Annotated in this window: 13 protein-coding genes and 1 riboswitch; of the genes, 6 read left to right on the top strand and 7 right to left on the bottom strand. The window is 62.9% G+C overall.

All coding sequences use genetic code 11. The annotated features are described in order from the left end of the window. Positions 1-72: 72 nt before the first annotated feature. On the top strand, positions 73-597 hold the full coding sequence (locus QQJ96_RS21755; protein ID WP_284334136.1) for a dihydrofolate reductase family protein: 525 nt from the start codon (positions 73-75) through the stop codon (positions 595-597). Here the strand turns inward: QQJ96_RS21755 and QQJ96_RS21750 are convergent. Together QQJ96_RS21750 and ftrA are read right to left on the bottom strand one after the other, a co-directional pair. Continuing rightward, on the bottom strand, positions 594-2,174 hold the full coding sequence (locus QQJ96_RS21750) for a S10 family peptidase (RefSeq protein WP_284334135.1): 1,581 nt from the start codon (positions 2,172-2,174) through the stop codon (positions 594-596). The two genes, QQJ96_RS21755 and QQJ96_RS21750, sit on opposite strands and share 4 nt — an antisense overlap. A gap of 77 nt (positions 2,175-2,251) precedes the next feature. Continuing rightward, complete coding sequence (ftrA, locus tag QQJ96_RS21745) at positions 2,252-3,247, bottom strand: transcriptional regulator FtrA (protein ID WP_284334134.1); 996 nt, start codon at positions 3,245-3,247, stop codon at positions 2,252-2,254. A gap of 79 nt (positions 3,248-3,326) precedes the next feature. Between ftrA and QQJ96_RS21740 the strand changes: the two genes are divergently transcribed. Then, the gene (locus QQJ96_RS21740) at positions 3,327-3,719 is read left to right on the top strand and encodes a rhodanese-like domain-containing protein (protein WP_284334133.1); all 393 of its coding nucleotides are present in this window, start codon (positions 3,327-3,329) and stop codon (positions 3,717-3,719) included. Between the two features lies 1 nt (position 3,720). Further along, complete coding sequence (locus QQJ96_RS21735) at positions 3,721-4,176, top strand: GNAT family N-acetyltransferase (RefSeq protein ID WP_284334132.1); 456 nt, start codon at positions 3,721-3,723, stop codon at positions 4,174-4,176. A gap of 41 nt (positions 4,177-4,217) precedes the next feature. On the opposite strand, the gene QQJ96_RS21730 is transcribed toward QQJ96_RS21735, so the two are convergent. The 5 genes from QQJ96_RS21730 to zwf all read right to left on the bottom strand — a co-directional run bounded on the left by QQJ96_RS21730 (position 4,218) and on the right by zwf (position 9,962). Next, on the bottom strand, positions 4,218-4,853 hold the full coding sequence (locus tag QQJ96_RS21730) for a hypothetical protein (RefSeq protein WP_284334131.1): 636 nt from the start codon (positions 4,851-4,853) through the stop codon (positions 4,218-4,220). Positions 4,854-5,137: 284 nt separating this feature from the next. Further along, positions 5,138-5,788, bottom strand: a complete 651-nt coding sequence (locus QQJ96_RS21725) for a bifunctional 4-hydroxy-2-oxoglutarate aldolase/2-dehydro-3-deoxy-phosphogluconate aldolase (protein ID WP_284334130.1) — start codon at positions 5,786-5,788, stop codon at positions 5,138-5,140. A gap of 26 nt (positions 5,789-5,814) precedes the next feature. Further along, positions 5,815-7,623 (bottom strand): phosphogluconate dehydratase, encoded by a 1,809-nt coding sequence (gene edd, locus QQJ96_RS21720; RefSeq protein ID WP_284334129.1) that lies wholly within the window; start codon positions 7,621-7,623, stop codon positions 5,815-5,817. A gap of 159 nt (positions 7,624-7,782) precedes the next feature. Then, positions 7,783-8,475 (bottom strand): 6-phosphogluconolactonase, encoded by a 693-nt coding sequence (gene pgl / locus QQJ96_RS21715; RefSeq protein ID WP_284334128.1) that lies wholly within the window; start codon positions 8,473-8,475, stop codon positions 7,783-7,785. Continuing rightward, positions 8,472-9,962, bottom strand: a complete 1,491-nt coding sequence (gene zwf / locus QQJ96_RS21710; protein WP_284334127.1) for a glucose-6-phosphate dehydrogenase — start codon at positions 9,960-9,962, stop codon at positions 8,472-8,474. The genes pgl and zwf overlap by 4 nt, the downstream gene beginning before the upstream one ends. A 191-nt stretch (positions 9,963-10,153) precedes the next feature. Here zwf and QQJ96_RS21705 point away from each other — a divergent pair, with 191 nt between their 5' ends. From QQJ96_RS21705 to QQJ96_RS21695, 3 genes are all read left to right on the top strand, one after another. Continuing rightward, entirely contained in the window at positions 10,154-10,906 is a 753-nt protein-coding gene (locus QQJ96_RS21705) for a GntR family transcriptional regulator (RefSeq protein ID WP_284334126.1), read from the top strand. 121 nt (positions 10,907-11,027) lie between these two features. After that, positions 11,028-11,253: riboswitch (cobalamin riboswitch) on the top strand. A 133-nt stretch (positions 11,254-11,386) separates the two neighbouring features. Beyond that, the gene (locus tag QQJ96_RS21700) at positions 11,387-13,285 is read left to right on the top strand and encodes a TonB-dependent receptor domain-containing protein (protein ID WP_345782722.1); all 1,899 of its coding nucleotides are present in this window, start codon (positions 11,387-11,389) and stop codon (positions 13,283-13,285) included. A 377-nt stretch (positions 13,286-13,662) separates the two neighbouring features. Beyond that, the gene (locus tag QQJ96_RS21695) at positions 13,663-16,845 is read left to right on the top strand and encodes an efflux RND transporter permease subunit (protein ID WP_284334125.1); all 3,183 of its coding nucleotides are present in this window, start codon (positions 13,663-13,665) and stop codon (positions 16,843-16,845) included. Positions 16,846-17,044 lie beyond the last annotated feature (199 nt).

Raw genomic sequence — 17,044 nt, 5'->3', positions numbered from 1 at the left:
GGGAGAGCATACCGGAGCCGAAACTTAAGCGCAGGCGTAAGATCGGCTTACCGAGGCCCGGGAGGTAGCGCTATGAAAGCATCCGTTTTCGTGGGCGTAAGCGTCGACGGCTTCATGGCCAGGCTCGACGGCGGTCTCGACTTCCTGCCGGCGGACGGCGGCGAGCCGCACGGCTATGACGAGTTCATGAGCACGGTCGACGCCCTGGTGATCGGACGCAAGACCTATGAGACCGTGCTGGGCTTCGGCGGCTGGGCTTACGCTGAAAAGCCGGTTTTCGTACTGAGTTCACACGAGCTTGCCCCACCGCCCGCCGGCGCCATCGCGCGGCACATGGCCGGTGAGCCGAGGGACATCGTCGCCAAGCTCAGCGAGCTGGGCATTGGCCACATCTACGTGGACGGGGGCGCTACGATCCAGGGATTCCTGCGCGCCGGGCTCATCCAGCGGCTGGTCATTACCCGGGTGCCGGTGCTGATCGGCGCCGGCATCCCGTTGTTCGCAACGCTAGAGCGCGATATTCGGCTAAGACATGTCGCCACACGCTCTTACGCCAGCGGCCTGGTGCAGACCGAGTATGAAGTCTTGGCTGGCTAATGCTTCTTCACGTTGTCGGTCTGCGCAATGAAGCGCGCCACGTTGTCATGCAACAGCTTCAGTGAATCCTCGTGCGCGTACACCATGTGCCCGGAGGGGTACCACGCATAGCTGACGTTGTTCATCAGCGTCGGCTGGACGGGCATGTGATGCATCTCGTAGTCGGCCGCGTAGAACGGCGTGGCCAGGTCGTAATAGCCGCCGTTGAGGAACACCTTAAGGTCCGGGTTGGTCTTCATCGCCTTGGCCAGGTCCGGCATCACGTTGACCGCGCCGTCGTGGCCGTTGTGCTTGAAGCCCCAGTCGTTGACGTCGGCGAATTCGTGGTAGACCTGGTCCTGGCCGAACTTGAGATCCTTGCGCACGTAGTCGTTGAAGGCGGCGATATAGGCGGAGCTGATCGCGGACGATTGCGGATCGTATTCGGCTTCCTTGCTCAGCGGGTCGAGCGATGGGCCGGCGAAGCGTGAATCAAGCCGGCCGGTGGTGTCGCCGTTGTCGGTCAGCAGCTCGTGTTCAAACATGCCACCGGTGACACGCAGGTCGGCCTTCAACAGGTAGGCCACCGGCAGACCGGTGAATTGGTGCAGTTTTTCGGCGATGGCTTGCTTGCGCGTATCGTCCAGGCGCGAACCCTGCATCAGGGCCTGCGCATAGTCGCTCAGCGCAAACTGCTCCACTTCCTGCAACAAGGGTTCCAGCGCGTCGGTTTGCTGCGGCAGCTTGTGGTGGTAGTACGCGGTGGCGGCGAAGGTCGGCAGCGCGAGTTCGTAGGGCAGGTCGACGCCCGGATTCTGGTCGGAGCCATCGATGCTGGTATCGAAGTTGAGGATCTGCGACAACAGGATCACGCCATTGAGATCAACGCTTTCCTCGTTTTCCAGATCGTTGGCAACCACGGCCGAGCGCGTGGTGCCATAGCTCTCGCCGAACAGGTACTTGGGCGAATTCCAGCGCCCGTAGCGTGAAAGGAACTGCGTGATGAACTGCGCAAAGGCATGGCCGTCGCCGTCGACGCTGTAGATGTCCTTGCGGCGATCCTTCATCTGCTGCTCGCGCTTGGAAGCATCCGAGTCATCGGCGATCAGGCGACTGAAACCGGCGCCAGGCGCATCGATGAACACCAGGTCGGAAGCATCGAGCAAGCTGTAGTCATTATTGACCAGCTGATAGGGCGCGGCCGGCGTATGGCTGTCGTCCTTGGTGACGACGCGGCGCGGACCGAAGGCGCCCATGTGCAACCACACCGTAGCCGAGCCCGGGCCGCCGTTGTAGATAAAGGTGACGGGGCGTTTGCCGGCATCCGCGCCTTTCTTGAAGTAAGCAACGTAGAACATGCTGACGGTGGGCTCGTTTTCCTTGTCACCCTTGCCGTGCAGGACGATGGTGCCGGCCACCGCCTTATAGGCGATGTGCTGGCCTTCCACCGCAACCGAGCCTTCGCTGGCCGATGCCTGGGGATGCAGCAGGGCCGCGTCCGGCCTCGGCTCATCCGGCGCCTTGTCTTTTTTGTCGGCTGCGGCGGCATTGCCGAGCAGCAGCGCGGTCAGGGCGAGGACGAGCGGAAGCTTGCGCATGGGGAATCCTTCGGATGCAGGGCGGAACGAGATCGCCAGCTTAGGCAGCAGACGCGGCGGATTTCATACGCCAGAAGTCACTGTGCCGCCGCATGCGCGAAGCGCTCGCGATAGCGGGCCGGGCTCACTTTCAGCACGCGGCGGAAGTGATGGCGCAGCGTATCAGCACTGCCGTAGCCGCAGGCATCGGCGATCCGCTCCACCGGCCACTGGGTGCCCTCCAACAGTTCGCGTGCGCGGACCAGCCGTTCCTGCGTGAGCCATTGCTTGGGCGGGCAGCCAGTGGCTTCCTCGAAACGACGTAGGAAGGTGCGCTCGCTCATGCGCGCGCGCTGCGCCAGTTCGACCAGGGGCAGCGGCTGCTCCAGATGACGGCGCATCCATTCCAGCAGCTTGCCGAGGGCGGCACCTTGCTCGGGCAGTGGTGCGGGAATGAATTGCGCCTGGCCGCCATCGCGATGCGTAGGCACCACCGCGCGGCGCGCCACCTGGTTGGCGATGCGCGGGCCGTAATCGCGGCGGATCAGGTGTAGCGAGAGATCGATGGCGGCCGCGCTGCCGGCCGAGGTCAGTACATCGCCCTCATCGACATACAGTACGTCCGGCTCGATCCGGATGTCCGGGTAGCGGCGCGCCAGCGCTTCGGCATAACGCCAGTGCGTGGTGGCCGAGCGCCCATCCAACAGGCCGGTCGCCGCCAACACGAATACGCCGGAACAGAAGGAGAGCAAGCGCGCACCACGCTTGTGCGCAGCACGGAGCGCTTCTAGCAGTGCTGGTGGTGGCGTGGCATCCGCACCGCGCCAGCCGGGCACGATGATGGTGTCGGCTTGCCCAAGCAGCTCCAGCCCACCATCCGCATGCACGCGCAGGCCACCGGCAGCGCGCAGGGGTCCGCGTTCTACCGCACAGGAGGCGAAGCTATACCAGTGTTCGAATTCCGGCCGCGCCAGGCCGAACATTTCCACCGCAATGCCGTACTCGAACGTGCACAACCCGTCGTAGACCAACGCTACGACGCGATGATTGGCCGGCCCTTGCCCGGCGCGGATACGCTTTGGCGGTTTTTTCATGATGCCTGGCATTCTTGCCAATGTCGCACCTGCGCGCCAGTGCCCAAACTGTGTCCATCCTCAGCGCGGAGCATTGCTCATGAACACAGTCGTCACCCGTATCCCGGCCGCCGCCAGCCCGCAGGCTCTGGCGCATTTCGAAGCACGGCTCGCCTACGAAACCGATTGTGCCGACGTGTGGTACGCCACCCGGCATGAAGCGAAGGATTTCGTGCTGCTGGACGTACGTACGCCGACCCTGTTTGCGGCCGGCCATGTGCCCGGCGCAATCAACATGCCGACGCGCACCATCAGTGAGCAGCGCCTGGCCGAGTACGCAGCGCAGACCGTATTCGTAGTGTATTGCGCCGGTCCGCATTGCAATGGCGCGAACAAGGCTGCAGTGAAGCTGGCGCAGCTGGGACGGCCGGTCAAGGAAATGATCGGCGGCCTCACCGGCTGGATCGACGAAGGCTTCGGCCTGGAGCGCTGAAGTGGAGGCTGCCGTACAAATTCGCCGCGCGAGTGCTGCGGATGCCGCCGTGCTATTGCCGTTATGTGTCGAGCATGCTGCCTATGAACGGCTGGATACTTCGAGCGAAGGTAGTGCACACGAACTTGCGCGGGCGCTTGGCGCGACGGCTTTGTTACACGCGTGGATAGCCATGTTGGGTGACACGGCGATTGGCTATGCCAGTGCCACGCTGGATTTCTCCACCCTGGACCAGGCGACTTACCTGCACATGGATTGCCTGTTCGTGCGTGATGCGTGGCGTGGTCACGGCATCGGTCGTCTGTTATGGAATGCCGTACATGCTTTCGCGGGCGAGCGAGGCTGCCGCAATATGCAATGGCAGACACCGGAATGGAACATCGATGCCGCGCGGTTCTATCGCAGGCTGGGTGCGCGGGAAATGATCAAGCGGCGCTATGTGCTGGCGCTGCTTTGAATCGCGTAAGTCGGGATGAGCATCCCGACTTACGTGCGGCCTCAGTTCACGTCATGGCATGGGAATTCCGTCTCATCTTCGGCATCGCAGCCAATAATTCGGATGCGCGGCGGCGCCTGCGAAGAATCAAAGTGCGCCTTGGCAAAACGAAGCTCGCCATGCAGTATTTCCCCCCGTTTGAAATTGATCGAACTGTAGGAAGGGTGCTCCTCAGGATGCGGCAGTAAGTTGAGCCACTCATATGCACAGGTCACCGAATTGCCCTGTGCCGTTACAGGGCATTGCGCAAAAATACCTGCTTTATCCAGGCCGCCTGGATCTGCATGAATTGGCTTGACGTAAGCGTCCAAAAGAACCATCCCCATGTCGATCAGCTTTTGGTCGTGTATTTCCGTTTTTAACTCAGCAAGACGCGAATTGGCGGGAATATCATAAATCGGGCAATAATAGGTATTATCCGACTCCGGTGAGTCCTGCTTATAGTTAAGCGTGTAGTATTCGGCACTTGGCAGCGGCTGTCCCTGACTATCCCGCATATCGAAACTACAGTCCCCTGCATACAACTTCGCGCTAAAAGTGAAATCTTCCGCGGCCCAAGCAGGATTCATCGCCATGAATGCGGAGGCGGCCAGCAACGAGTTTCCGAAGCGGCGCGTGCAAAAGCCATATATAGTCATATATGCCTCCCGTTGTTTATCTGATCTGATTACATGTTGTATCTACCTACCTTCATGGTCGGCAGGTTCGTTGAGTCGCAAAAATGCCTGGAACTGCCATAAATATCTTTACCTTTGGCGCCACGTTATTTCGGAACACGACGTTTCGATATGAGACAAGTCTCAAATTGGGCGCAAGAGCGGCCATCGCGGGTGAGCGACAAGGCACGTAGGCTGGGATGACAATCCCAGCTTTGCTTGCGGCTTGCGAATGCCGGGATTGGCATCCTAGCCTGAGCGTTACTTCAGCCGTGCAGGGCCGCAGCTTCCCGCGCCAACTGCTCGATACCGGCCCAGTCGCCGGCCTTCAACTTGTCGGCCGGGGTAAGCCATGAGCCGCCTACGCACAATACGTTGGGCAGCGAGAGAAAATCCTTCGCCGTGGTGAGGGAGATGCCGCCCGTAGGACAGAAACGAATCTGGGGCAGCGGGCTGGCCCACGCACCGAGCAGTTTTGCACCGCCAGCGGGCACGGCCGGGAAAAACTTCAGGTGGCGGTAGCCGCGCTCCAACAATGCCATCGCTTCGCTGGCCGTGGCGATACCGGGCAGCAAGGGCAGGGTGCTGTCGTCCGCGGCGGCAAGCAGTCTGGGCGACATGCCCGGCGAAACGGCAAAACGCGCGCCGGCCTTTTCAGCCGCGGCCAGATCATTGGCGCTAAGCACAGTGCCAACACCGACTACCGCTCCCTCCACTTCCGCGGCAATCGCGCGAATCGCATCAAGTGCGGCCGGCGTACGCAGCGTCACTTCGATGGCTGGAATGCCCCCGGCCACCAAAGCGCGCGCCATCGGCACGGCGTGCTTCGCGTCCTCGATGATCACCACCGGAATGACCGGGGCGAGGCGCATGGTGGCTTCGACTTGCTGTTGCTTGGCTTCGATGTTCATAGTCATTCGTAAAAGATGGATAACCCAATGTCTTAGAGCACGCCCGCACCCAGGTCGGCGGCAACGGCATTACGCCGGAACAGCGTGAACAGTTCTCGCCCCATGCCGTGCTGGTGCCGGGAAAGATCTTCGACTGCCAGCGTGCGCGCCTCCAATTCGGCAGCGTCGACGAGCACGTCAAGCGTGCCCTTGGCGGCATCCAGGCGAATCATGTCGCCGTCGCGCACCCTGGCGATCGGACCGCCGTCATCCGCTTCCGGCGTGACGTGAATCGCCGCCGGCACACGGCCGCTGGCGCCGGACATGCGGCCGTCGGTCACCAGCGCTATGCGGTGGCCGCGATCCTGCAACACGGCGAGCGTGGGCGTCAGCTTGTGCAGTTCCGGCATGCCGATCGCGCGTGGCCCCTGGAAGCGCACCACCGCCACGAAATCGCGATTGAGTTCGCCGCGGTCGAAGGCGCGCTTGATGTCGTCCTGGTCGTGGAACACCACGGCCGGCGCTTCGATGACCAGGCGATCGTCCGGCACCGAAGATACTTTGATCACCGAGCGGCCCAGATTGCCGTTGAGCATGCGCAAACCGCCATCGGGGCGGAACGGTTCGCTGGCACCGCGCAGCACACCACGATTGCCGCTTTCCTTTGAGACCGGCTTCCAGCTGAGCTGGCCGCTTTCCAGTTCCGGCACCGTGGCATAAGTGGAAAGTTCGCCACCGGCGACGGTGCGGGCGTCGCCGTGCAGCAGACCCGCACCGAGCAACTGATCGATCAGGAAGCCCATGCCGCCGGCTTCGTGGAAATGGTTCACGTCGGCATAGCCGTTCGGATATACGCGCGCCAGCAGCGGCACCACCGACGACAGCGCATCGAAATCCTCCCAGCGCAGGGCGATGCCGGCCGCCTGCGCGATCGCCACCAGGTGCAGCAGATGATTGGTGGAACCACCGGTGGCGTGCAGGCCAATCACGCCGTTGACGATGGCGCGCTCATCGATGATGTGGCCAATCGGCAAATGCTCGCCCGCCTTGCCCAGCGCCGCGCAACGGCGCACTGCTTCGGCGGTGAGCGCATCGCGCAGTGGCGTATCCGGCGCGACGAAGCTGGCACCGGGCAGATGCAGGCCCATGATCTCCATCAGCATCTGGTTGGAGTTGGCCGTGCCGTAGAAGGTACAGGTGCCGGGCGAGTGATACGAGGCGGCTTCCGCTTCCAGCAACTCCTCGCGGCCGGCCTTGCCTTCCGTATAGGCCTGGCGCACCTTGGATTTTTGCTCGTTGCTGATGCCGCTGGGCATCGGGCCGCTGGGCACGAACACGCCAGGCAGGTGGCCGAAGCTCAGTGCGCCGATCAGCAGGCCCGGCACGATCTTGTCGCAGATCCCCAGGTACAGCGCGCCGTCAAACATGTCATGCGACAACGCTACCGCGGTGGTCATGGCAATCAGGTCACGCGAGAACAGCGACAGCTCCATGCCGGCGCGTCCCTGCGTTACGCCGTCGCACATCGCCGGTACGCCACCGGCTACCTGCGCCGTGATCCCGGACTGGCGCGCCACTTCGCGCATGAATTCCGGATAGCGTTCATACGGCTGATGCGCCGAAAGCATGTCGTTGTAGGAAGTGACGATCGCGAGATTCGGCGTGTGGCCTTCACGCAAGGCAGCTTTGTCTTGCGTGTTGCAGGCGGCAAAACCGTGGGCGAGGTTGCCGCAGGAGAGCCGCGCGCGATGGGGGCCGTCGATGATGGCGTTGTTGATGCGCTCAAGATATGCGCTGCGCGTGTCACGGCTGCGCTCGCGCAGACGTTCGGTGACTTGGGCAACGACGGGGTGCAGACTCATTTCAGACTCCGGCCGAGCTTGCTCGGCGTTGATGCTCGCTGCCGTCATTCCCGCGAAGGCGGGAATCCATTTTTGCTGTTTGCATCAGGGCAAGATGGATTCCCGCCTTCGCGGGAATGACGGCCTGGGATGTGCGCGGATGCCGCAACGTTTGCCGCATCATGGACACCAGTAAACATCCAGTGGACGCTCGGCGCGCAGCACACTGGCAATCGGCAGCTCGCTACCGGGCTTTTCAGCTTCGGCCAGCAAATCGCGCTTGTCCTGGCCCTGGATATGCAGATACAGCGTCCTTGCCTTCAGCAGCACCGGCAAGGTGAAGGTGATGCGCGGCTCGCCCGCGCCTGCTGCGCGCATCGGCAGCACCAGTGCGGTGTTGGACAGATCCAGCGCTTCGCTCAAGCGATCGCCGCCAGGAAAGAACGAAGCAGTATGTCCGTCCGGCCCCATGCCCAGCACGATCACGTCGAACGGCTGCTTCAACGCTGCCACCCGTGAGCGCACCTCACCGATGCCTGCTTCCGGCGTGGCCGCTTCCACGTACAGCGGTACGAACTCGGCATCCGCCGCTTTGCGTTGCAGCAGCAGTTGCTCGACCAAGCGAGCGTTGGAACGCTCGTCGGTGTCGGGCACCCAGCGCTCGTCGACCAGGGTGACGGTGACGCGCGACCAGTCCAGCACCTCGTTGGAAAGCGCTTCAAACAAGCGCTTGGGCGTGCTGCCGCCGGAAACGGCGATCAGCGCCTCGCCACGCGCCTCGATGGCTGTGCGCAAGTTGCCTGCGATGCTGGCCGACAGGGCCTTGGCCAGCGCCTGTCCATCGTCGAACGCATGCAAGGCCGGTTCGCTCACTGTTCGAAATCCTCGTCCCAGGTGCGGCCGTCGCGCTCGATCAGCGCCACCGCGGCACTCGGGCCCCAGGTGCCGGAGGTATACGGACGCGGCGCCTCACCGCCCGCCGCCCACGCAGCCAGGATCGGACCGGCCCAGTTCCAGGCCGCTTCCACTTCATCGCGGCGCATGAACAAGGTGGGGTTGCCGCGCACCACGTCAAGCAACAGGCGCTCGTACGCATCGGGCTGCTGCACGCCGAAGGCTTCGGCGAAGCTCATGTCCAGCGGTACGTGACGCAAACGCAGGCCGCCTGGGCCCGGATGCTTGATGGTGAGCCACAGCTTGACGCCTTCGTCCGGCTGCAGGCGCAGCACCAGGCGATTCTGCGCCAGGGGACCGGCGGAGGCGGTAAAGATGGAGTGCGGCACCGGCTTGAAGGCCACCACGATTTCCGAGACGCGCTCGGCCAGGCGTTTGCCCGTGCGCAGGTAAAATGGCACGCCGGACCAGCGCCAGTTGGCGATTTCCGCCTTGAGCGCCACGAAGGTTTCGGTATTGGAGTGCTCGACCTTCGACTTGCTGGTGCTGTTCAAGTCTTCGATATAGCCAGGCACGCTCTTCCCTTCGCCTACGCCGGCCCGATACTGGCCGCGCACGGTGAGCTGGGCGACGTTGGTTTCGTTGATCGGCTTGAGCGCGTGCAGCACTTTCAATTTTTCGTCGCGCACCGCGTCCGGCGACAGCGAGGACGGCGGCTCCATGGCCACCATGCACAACAGCTGCAGCATGTGGTTCTGCACCATGTCGCGCAGCGCGCCGGCATGGTCGTAGTAGGGGCCCCGCTTTTCCACGCCCAGGGTTTCGGCCACGGTGATCTGCACGTGGTCGATATGACCGGCGTTCCATAGCGGTTCGAACAGCGCGTTGCCGAAGCGCAGCGCCAGCAGGTTCTGCACCGTTTCCTTGCCGAGGTAGTGGTCGATGCGGAAGGTTTGCGATTCGGCGAAGACGCGGCCGACGTCGTCGTTGATGCGGTTGGCGCTGGCCAGGTCATGGCCGATCGGCTTTTCCAGCACTACGCGCGACTCGCCCTGGTTGAGGCCATAGCCGCCCAGGCGCTCGCAGATATCCACGAACAGGTCGGGCGAAGTGGATAGATAGAACACGCGCACGTGATCGGGGCATTCGCCCATCAGCTTGGCGAAGTCGTCCCAGCCGGCGTCCTTGCGGGCGTCGAGCGGGCGGTAGTGCACCTGCTGGAGGAAGGCATCGACTCGATCGCCCTGCTTGGCCGCCGCCCCGTTGAGCGCGGCGCGAACCTGGTTGCGGTAGCCGTCGTCATCCAGGCCTTCGCGGGCTACGCCGATGATGCGGCTGCCGGGCTGGATTTGTCCGTCGACGAAGCGGTGGAAGAGGGCAGGGAGCAATTTGCGCACGGCCAGGTCGCCAGTGCCGCCGAAAATCACCAGATCGAACAGCTCGACCGGTAGTGCAGGTGCAGTCACAACTCACCTCTATGGAAAGCGGGCAGCCACCAGGACGCGGCCGCCGGGGAAGCCCGATGGTACCAATGCCGTACCAGGCAATACCAGTCTTTTGTGCAGTGCAATCGTATGCAAATTTTTCCTAAGCCACGCGGGCCTGGGCGGCCGCTTCCTGTTGTGGGAGTGGTTTGTCATTGGTATGGTTTGCAACTATGCAGAATGCCCTGGCCGAGGAATACCGGCGTCTAAGCCGCGATGCCACCACCCACCAGCCGCTGGCCTACCTGCGGTTGCGGCGGGCTATTCGCAACGTGATCCAGCATCGCGACATCGAGCCCGGCCAGACCCTGCCCAGCGAGCGCGATTTGTCGCAAGCCCTGGGCTTGTCGCGGGTGACGGTACGCAAGGCCATTGCGGGCCTGGTGGAAGAAGGCCTGCTTACCCAGCGCCACGGCGCCGGCACCTTCGTGGCCGAGCGCATCATCAAGCCGATGTCGCGCCTGACCAGCTTCACCGAAGACCTGCGCGCGCGCGGCCTGCATCCGCGTTCGGAATTCTTCGAGCGCAGCGTGGGCGAGGTGACGCCGGAAGAATCGATGGCGCTGAATCTTTCGCCCGGTGTGCTGGTGGCACGCCTGCACCGCGTGCGCTACGCGGAAGACGAACCGCTGGCGATCGAGCGCAGCGTGGTGCCGGCCAGCGTGCTGCCGGATCCCCACGAGGTGCATGATTCGCTGTACGAAGCGCTGGAAAAGTACGACTGTCGCCCGGTGCGGGCCTTGCAACGTCTGCGTGCCGTGTTGCTCGGCGCCCGGCAGGCGCGATTGCTGCATGTGAGCGCGGGCAGCGCAGGCCTGCATATCGAGCGTCGTGGCTTCCTCGATGACGGACGTGTGGTGGAGTTCACCACTTCGTGGTATCGCGGGGATATCTACGATTTTGTGGCGGAGCTGCAGACGGATTGAGAGGCGACCCCGTAGGCTGGGATGCTAATGCCAGCTTGCCGGGCCGATCCCGATGCTGGGATTGCCCTCCCGGCCTACGTGCGGGAGGGCGGGTTATTTGTCCTTGGCCGGCTTAGCCGCTACAGTGGCGCCCGTTCCAGGTGTCCTTAAGGCCCAAGCCTGAAGGATGAAACGGGAAGCCGGTACGCTGTTCGCACAGCAAGGCCGGCACTGCCCCCGCAACGGTAAGCGAGCATTTCGAACGATTACACGCCACTGTGCCTAAGGCATGGGAAGGCATCGTTCGACGGCATGCAACGAAGCATGCATTCGCGAGTCCGGAGACCGGCCTGGAACAGGTTCTGGCACTCGCGGTGGGCGAGGCTCGGGGTTCGCGCCGCGGTGCCTTGCGCCTGCCCGCTTTTCCGTGCCCTAGCCCTTCCGGCGCCAGCTCGCTCATGCTTGCGCCGCGCGGGGACGCGCGGCAGGGAAACATCCATCGTGTTGAAGAAATCCGCACTGGCATCCGCCTTGCTGCTCGCTCTGGCCGCACCATCGGTTTACGCCCAATCCACCCATGACCCGGACAGCACGCTGGAGCCGGTGATCGTCACCGCCACGCGCACTGCCATCACGGCCAATGAAGCGCTTTCGTCGGTGAGCGTGATCACGCGTGAGGACATCGAGCGTTTGCAGCCGGTGTCGATAGCCGACCTGCTTACCGGCCTGCCAGGCGTATCGATCGGGCAAAGCGGCGGCATCGGCGCGCAAACAGACTTCTATCTGCGCGGCACCAACGCCACGCACGTGCTGGTACTGATCGACGGCGTGCGCATCGGCTCGGTGAGCATCGGCTTGACCGCGCTGGAGCAGATACCGGTGAGTGTGATCGATCGCATCGAACTCGTGCGCGGGCCGCGCGCCAGCCTGTATGGCTCCGACGCGATCGGCGGCGTACTGCAGATTTTTACCAAGCACGGCCAACCGAACGGCGGTATCTCGCCTTCCGTTAGCGTTACCGGCGGCAGCCATGGGTACGTCAGCGGACAGGCTGGCATCTCCGGCGGCGATGTGCATCTTTGGTACAACGCCAGCCTCGGCGGCACCTACAGCGGCGGCATACCCAATTGCCGCATGGGCTCAGCGGAACTGGGCGTGGCGTGCTTCGTGGACGATCCGCGCAACGACGCCTACCGCAACTGGAACGGCTTCGCCAACTTCGGCTACCGCTGGGACAACGGCACCGAACTGGCCTTCAACTGGCTGCGCAGCAAGAGCAACGCGGAATTTGCCGGCAGTCCGTACAGCGGCAACGACAGCCTTGAGGAACAATACGTTGCCGGCGCGCGCCTGAGCTTTACACCGCTGTCGCCGTGGAAGGTCACGCTCAACGCCGGGCAAAGCCGCGACGACCTCGCCAGCTACTACCAGGGCAGCTACTTCGGCCAGTACTACCCGCGTATGGCCACGGGTTACTTCAATTCGCGCCGCAACCAGGCTTCCTGGCAGAACGACATCACGCTGGCGGCCAACCAGCTGCTCACTGCGGGCGTGGATTATCAGCAGGAGCATGTCGCCAGCGACACCGCCTTCGAGCGCAGCACACGCGCCGATACCGGCACGTTCCTGCAGTACCAGGGCACATTCGGGCGCAACGAGATCCAGCTGGCAGCACGCCACGATCACAACGACCAGTTCGGCAATCACAACACCGGCTCGGCCGCGTGGGGCTATCACTTCGAGCATGGCCTGGTGCTGTCGGCAAGCTACGGCAGCGCCTTCCATGCGCCGACCTTCGATGATTTGTATTTCCCACCCTCCGGTGGCTTTCCCACGGCCAACCCGAACCTGCGGCCGGAAACCTCGCGCAGCGGGGAAATCGGCGTAACCCAGCAGTTGCAGCACTGGAACTGGGGCGTCAACGCCTACCAGACCACCATCAACAACCTGATCGTGCTGGACAGTAACTACGTGCCGCAAAACATGAGCCGAGCACGCATCCGCGGCCTTGAAGGCCAGTTCGGCTTCAACCTGGACGATTGGCGCATGCAGAGCTACTTCACGCTGCTGCAGCCGAAGAACGATGACGGCGGTCCGGACAACGGCAAGTTGCTGCAGCGGCGTGCTCAGCGCACCGCACGCGTCGACCTCGACCGCAAGCTGGGTCAGTTCAATGTAGGGGCCAGTTTCTTCGCTGCCAGCAAGCGTTACGACGACATCGCCAATACGCGTCGCATGGGTGGGTACGCCACCACCGACCTGCGCGCCAGCTATGCGTTTGCACCCGGCTGGCAGCTGGAAGCCAAACTGGCGAACGTGTTCGATCGTAATTATGAGACGGTCTATTACTACAACCAGCTGGGTCGGACCTGGTATCTAAGCTTGCGTTACGCGCCTTGAACTAACGAAGTTCGATCCCTTCCTGCCCGGCGGGAAGGGATCTACGGCACTTGAGTTGATTGGTTCACGGACTTCCACTGACGGAGCCGATCCTCACTCCTGGGCAATCCCCCAGCTCCTCGCGGTCTCATGCGTGCTGGGATTGCGTCCCAGCCTACGGAACTGGCTGTTTCCGACGGGTGTGAGATCCACTCAATTCTTGAAACGGAACTTCCATGCCTTCCGGCATGGCCGGACTTCAGGCACATTTACGCTTCTGGCCTCCAAGGCATAAAGGTGCCCATGAATGCGCCCTTCCTATTGCTTGCGCCACGCCTCGCGCGGAATGACTGCGGCCGTGGCTTGCGCTTGCCTGACGCACGGACGCGGGTGAGCCGATGAATCTTTTCGCGCCCTTCGTCCGCCGACCCATCGGCACCTCGCTGCTGGCCATCGGGCTGATCATCGCCGGGTTCTGCGCCTATCTGATGCTAGGCGTGGCCGCCCTGCCGACGTTCGATTTTCCCGGCGTCTTCGTGGTCGCCTCCGAGCCGGGCGCCAGCCCTGAGACCATGGCCAACACGGTGCTGGCGCCGTTGGAACGCCACCTGGGTCGCATTCCTGGCGTGCAGGAGATCTACGGCAACGCGAACCAAGGCAGCGTCACCGTGATTGTGCGCTTCGACTTTGGCGTGAACGTGGACAAGGCCGCCGAAGACGTGCAGACCGCCCTCAACGCGGCCCAGCCTGACCTGCCGCAACTGCCGAGCCCGCCCGCTTATTTCAAGCGCGATACCTCGCAGATTCCCATCTTGCATTTGGCGCTGACCTCCAGCAGCCTGCCGCCCGATCGCCTGTACGACCTCACCGATACTCTGCTCAGCCCCGTGTTCGCGCAGATCCCGGGCGTGTCGCAGGTGCAGGTATTCGGCGGCACCCCGCACGCCGTGCGCGTGGACATGAATACCTCCGCGATGTCTGCCAGAGGGCTGACCGCCAACGACATCCGCAATGCCCTGATCGCCGCCAACGTGACCTCGCCGCAGGGCACGCTGACCGACGGCAAGACGCAGATGACGGTTACCGCCAACGATGCGCTGCATACGCCGCAGGATTTCGCGCAGCTGGTGATCGCTACGCGCAAGGGCGTACCGGTACACCTGTCGGACGTGGCCAAGGTAAGCAGCGGCGAGCAGGACAAGTACCAGGCGGCCTGGTTCAACGGTACGCGTACGGTGGGCGTGCAGATCAACAAACGGCCGGAAGCCAACGCGGTCACCACCGCCGAGGCGGTGCGCGCCAAGCTGCCGATGTTGAAGCGCTATCTGCCGGCGGACGTGCAGATCACGCCGATCTTCGACTTCACCCAGGCCACCAAGTCCGCCCTGCATGAAGTTGAGGTCGCCCTGCTGATCAGCATCGTGCTGGTGGCGCTGGTGATGCTGGTGTTTCTGCGCCGATTGCGCCCCATGCTGATCGCCGCGCTGAGTGTGCCGCTTTCGCTGGCAGGCGCCTTCGTGGTGATGTGGGCGCTCGGTTACACGCTCAATACGCTTTCGCTGGTGGCGCTGGTGCTGTGCATCGGCTTCGTGGTGGACGATGCGATCGTGGTGATCGAGAACATCGTGCGCCACATGGAGCACGGTGAACCGGCGCTGGACGCATCGTTGCGCGGCGTGCGCGAAATCGGCTTCACGGTGATTTCGATTACGCTGTCGCTGATCGCGGTGTTCGCGCCGCTGTTGTTCGGCGACAACATGCTGATCATCCTGCTGCGCGAGTTCTCGGTCACGTTGACGGCGGCGGTGGTGATCTCGGCGATCGTCTCGCTCACGCTTACGCCAGCCCTGTGCGGCTACTTCCTGAAACCCGAAACGCAATCGGGCACACCGCCTTCGCGCATCGAGCAGGCGCTGCTGCGCTTCGATCGCTGGCTACACAGCCATTACGAACGCGCGCTGGACTGGGCCATGCACCATCGCCGGGTGATGCGCTGGCAGCCGCTTACCTTGCTCATCCTTACCGTGCTGCTGGCCATCGCCGTGGTGAAGACCGCTGGCGGCACCTTCATGCCCGACCAGGATACCGGGCAACTTGCCGTCATGCTCCGCGCCGACGCCAACATTTCGCCCGGCGCGCTGACCGAGCGCGTCGAACAGGCCAACAAGATCCTCAAGGATGACCCCGCCACGCTCGACGTGCTGACCATCCTGGGCGGCGAAAACAACGGTAACGGCGCTGCCGTAGGCAATACCGCCTCGATGTACGCGGACCTCAAACCTCGCGGCGATAGCCCGGGCGAGCGTCGCGACGACATCAAAGAAGTGATCAAACGGCTGCAGAAAAAATTCGAGCCGATCGCGGGCCTCAAGGCGTACTTCAACCCCATCCAGTTTTTCAACGGCGGCGGCGCGGGCGACAATGCAGGCCAGTACGAATTCCAGATCCTCGACACCACCGGCCACCAGGAATTGCAGCCGATCACCTTGAACATGGTGCGCAAGCTGCGCACCATCTCACAGCTGACCGACGTCAGCAGCAATTTCGACCTCACCGGCAAGGAACAGCAGCTCAGGATCGACCGCGAGAAGGCCGGCCGTCTGCACGTCAGTATCGGCGACATCGATGCGGTGTTGACCAACTCGTTCGGACAGAACCAGGTGTCGGTCATCTACTCCGACATCAACCAGTACCGCGTGGTGCTCACTTCGTCCAGCGCGGAAACGATGAGCAGCGAGGCGCTGCTCAACCTTTACGTGCGCAGCACGCAAGGACAGATGATTCCGCTGTCCGCGCTGGCTTCGATCGAGCCGACCATCAGCCCGCTGGGCATTCGGCACCACAATCAACAACAAGTGGCCACCATCAACTACAACCTTGCACCCAAGGTACAGCAGAGCGAGGGCATTGCGCTGATTGAGCAGGCCTCGGTGGCGGTGCACTTGCCACCCGGAGTCAAGCTGGATTTCACCGGTAGCAACCAGCAGCTGCAGGAAGCGAAATCCAACGGCACTATCCTGCTGATTGGCTCCATCCTCGCCATGTACATCGTGCTGGGCATCCTGTACGAGAGCCTGGGCCATCCGTTGACCATTCTTTCCACCCTGCCGGCGGCGGGCATGGGAGCGTTCCTGGCGATGCTGGTTACCCACACGCCACTGTCGCTGATGGTGATCATCGCGGTGCTGATGCTGATCGGTATCGTGAAGAAGAACGCGATCCTGATGGTGGATTTCGCCCTGGTGGCGCAGCGCGAGCACGGCATGTCGCCGCCGGATGCGATTCGCCAGGCCGCCTTGGTGCGTTTCCGTCCCATCACCATGACCACGCTGGTGGCGATGGGTGCCGCGCTACCGCTGGCGATCGGCTTCGGCATCGGCTCGGAAATGCGCCAACCGCTGGGTATCGCGATCGTCGGCGGCCTGCTGGTATCGCAGCTGCTCACTTTGCTGAGCACGCCCGCTATCTATTTGTGGGCGTACGATCACCGGCTGCGCAAAGCAGCGCGCAAGGCACGGCGCGAGGAGAAGCGGCGATTGCGGGAGTTGGGGCGTCAAATTCCGGCCATCGAGGTGGAGTAAGCTTGCCCGGCCGTCATCCCAGCAAAAGCTGGGATGACGAATCGGTAGCATGCCATGCCTTCCGGCACGGCCCGACTTCAAGCACATTTGTACGCATGCGCATCAGCGTATGAAGTAACTATGGATACTTTTCATCAGCGCAACGGCCGTTCAAGCGGTGTGTACACGGCCGTTATGGAAGCGTGGATACAGGCGCCGG

Source organism: Dyella flagellata (assembly GCF_030160275.1).
In the GTDB taxonomy this organism is placed as follows: domain Bacteria; phylum Pseudomonadota; class Gammaproteobacteria; order Xanthomonadales; family Rhodanobacteraceae; genus Dyella_B; species Dyella_B flagellata.
Note: the sequence above shows the minus strand (reverse complement) of the source record. Positions and strands in the feature narration are given on the sequence as shown.

Coding starts and splice junctions, on each gene's coding strand:
- QQJ96_RS21755 (WP_284334136.1), top strand. CDS start 73: ATGAAAGCATCCGTTTTCGTGGGCGTAAGCGTCGACGGCTTCATGGCC.
- QQJ96_RS21750 (WP_284334135.1), bottom strand. CDS start 2,174: ATGCGCAAGCTTCCGCTCGTCCTCGCCCTGACCGCGCTGCTGCTCGGC.
- ftrA (WP_284334134.1), bottom strand. CDS start 3,247: ATGAAAAAACCGCCAAAGCGTATCCGCGCCGGGCAAGGGCCGGCCAAT.
- QQJ96_RS21740 (WP_284334133.1), top strand. CDS start 3,327: ATGAACACAGTCGTCACCCGTATCCCGGCCGCCGCCAGCCCGCAGGCT.
- QQJ96_RS21730 (WP_284334131.1), bottom strand. CDS start 4,853: ATGACTATATATGGCTTTTGCACGCGCCGCTTCGGAAACTCGTTGCTG.
- QQJ96_RS21725 (WP_284334130.1), bottom strand. CDS start 5,788: ATGACTATGAACATCGAAGCCAAGCAACAGCAAGTCGAAGCCACCATG.
- edd (WP_284334129.1), bottom strand. CDS start 7,623: ATGAGTCTGCACCCCGTCGTTGCCCAAGTCACCGAACGTCTGCGCGAG.
- QQJ96_RS21705 (WP_284334126.1), top strand. CDS start 10,154: ATGCAGAATGCCCTGGCCGAGGAATACCGGCGTCTAAGCCGCGATGCC.
- QQJ96_RS21695 (WP_284334125.1), top strand. CDS start 13,663: ATGAATCTTTTCGCGCCCTTCGTCCGCCGACCCATCGGCACCTCGCTG.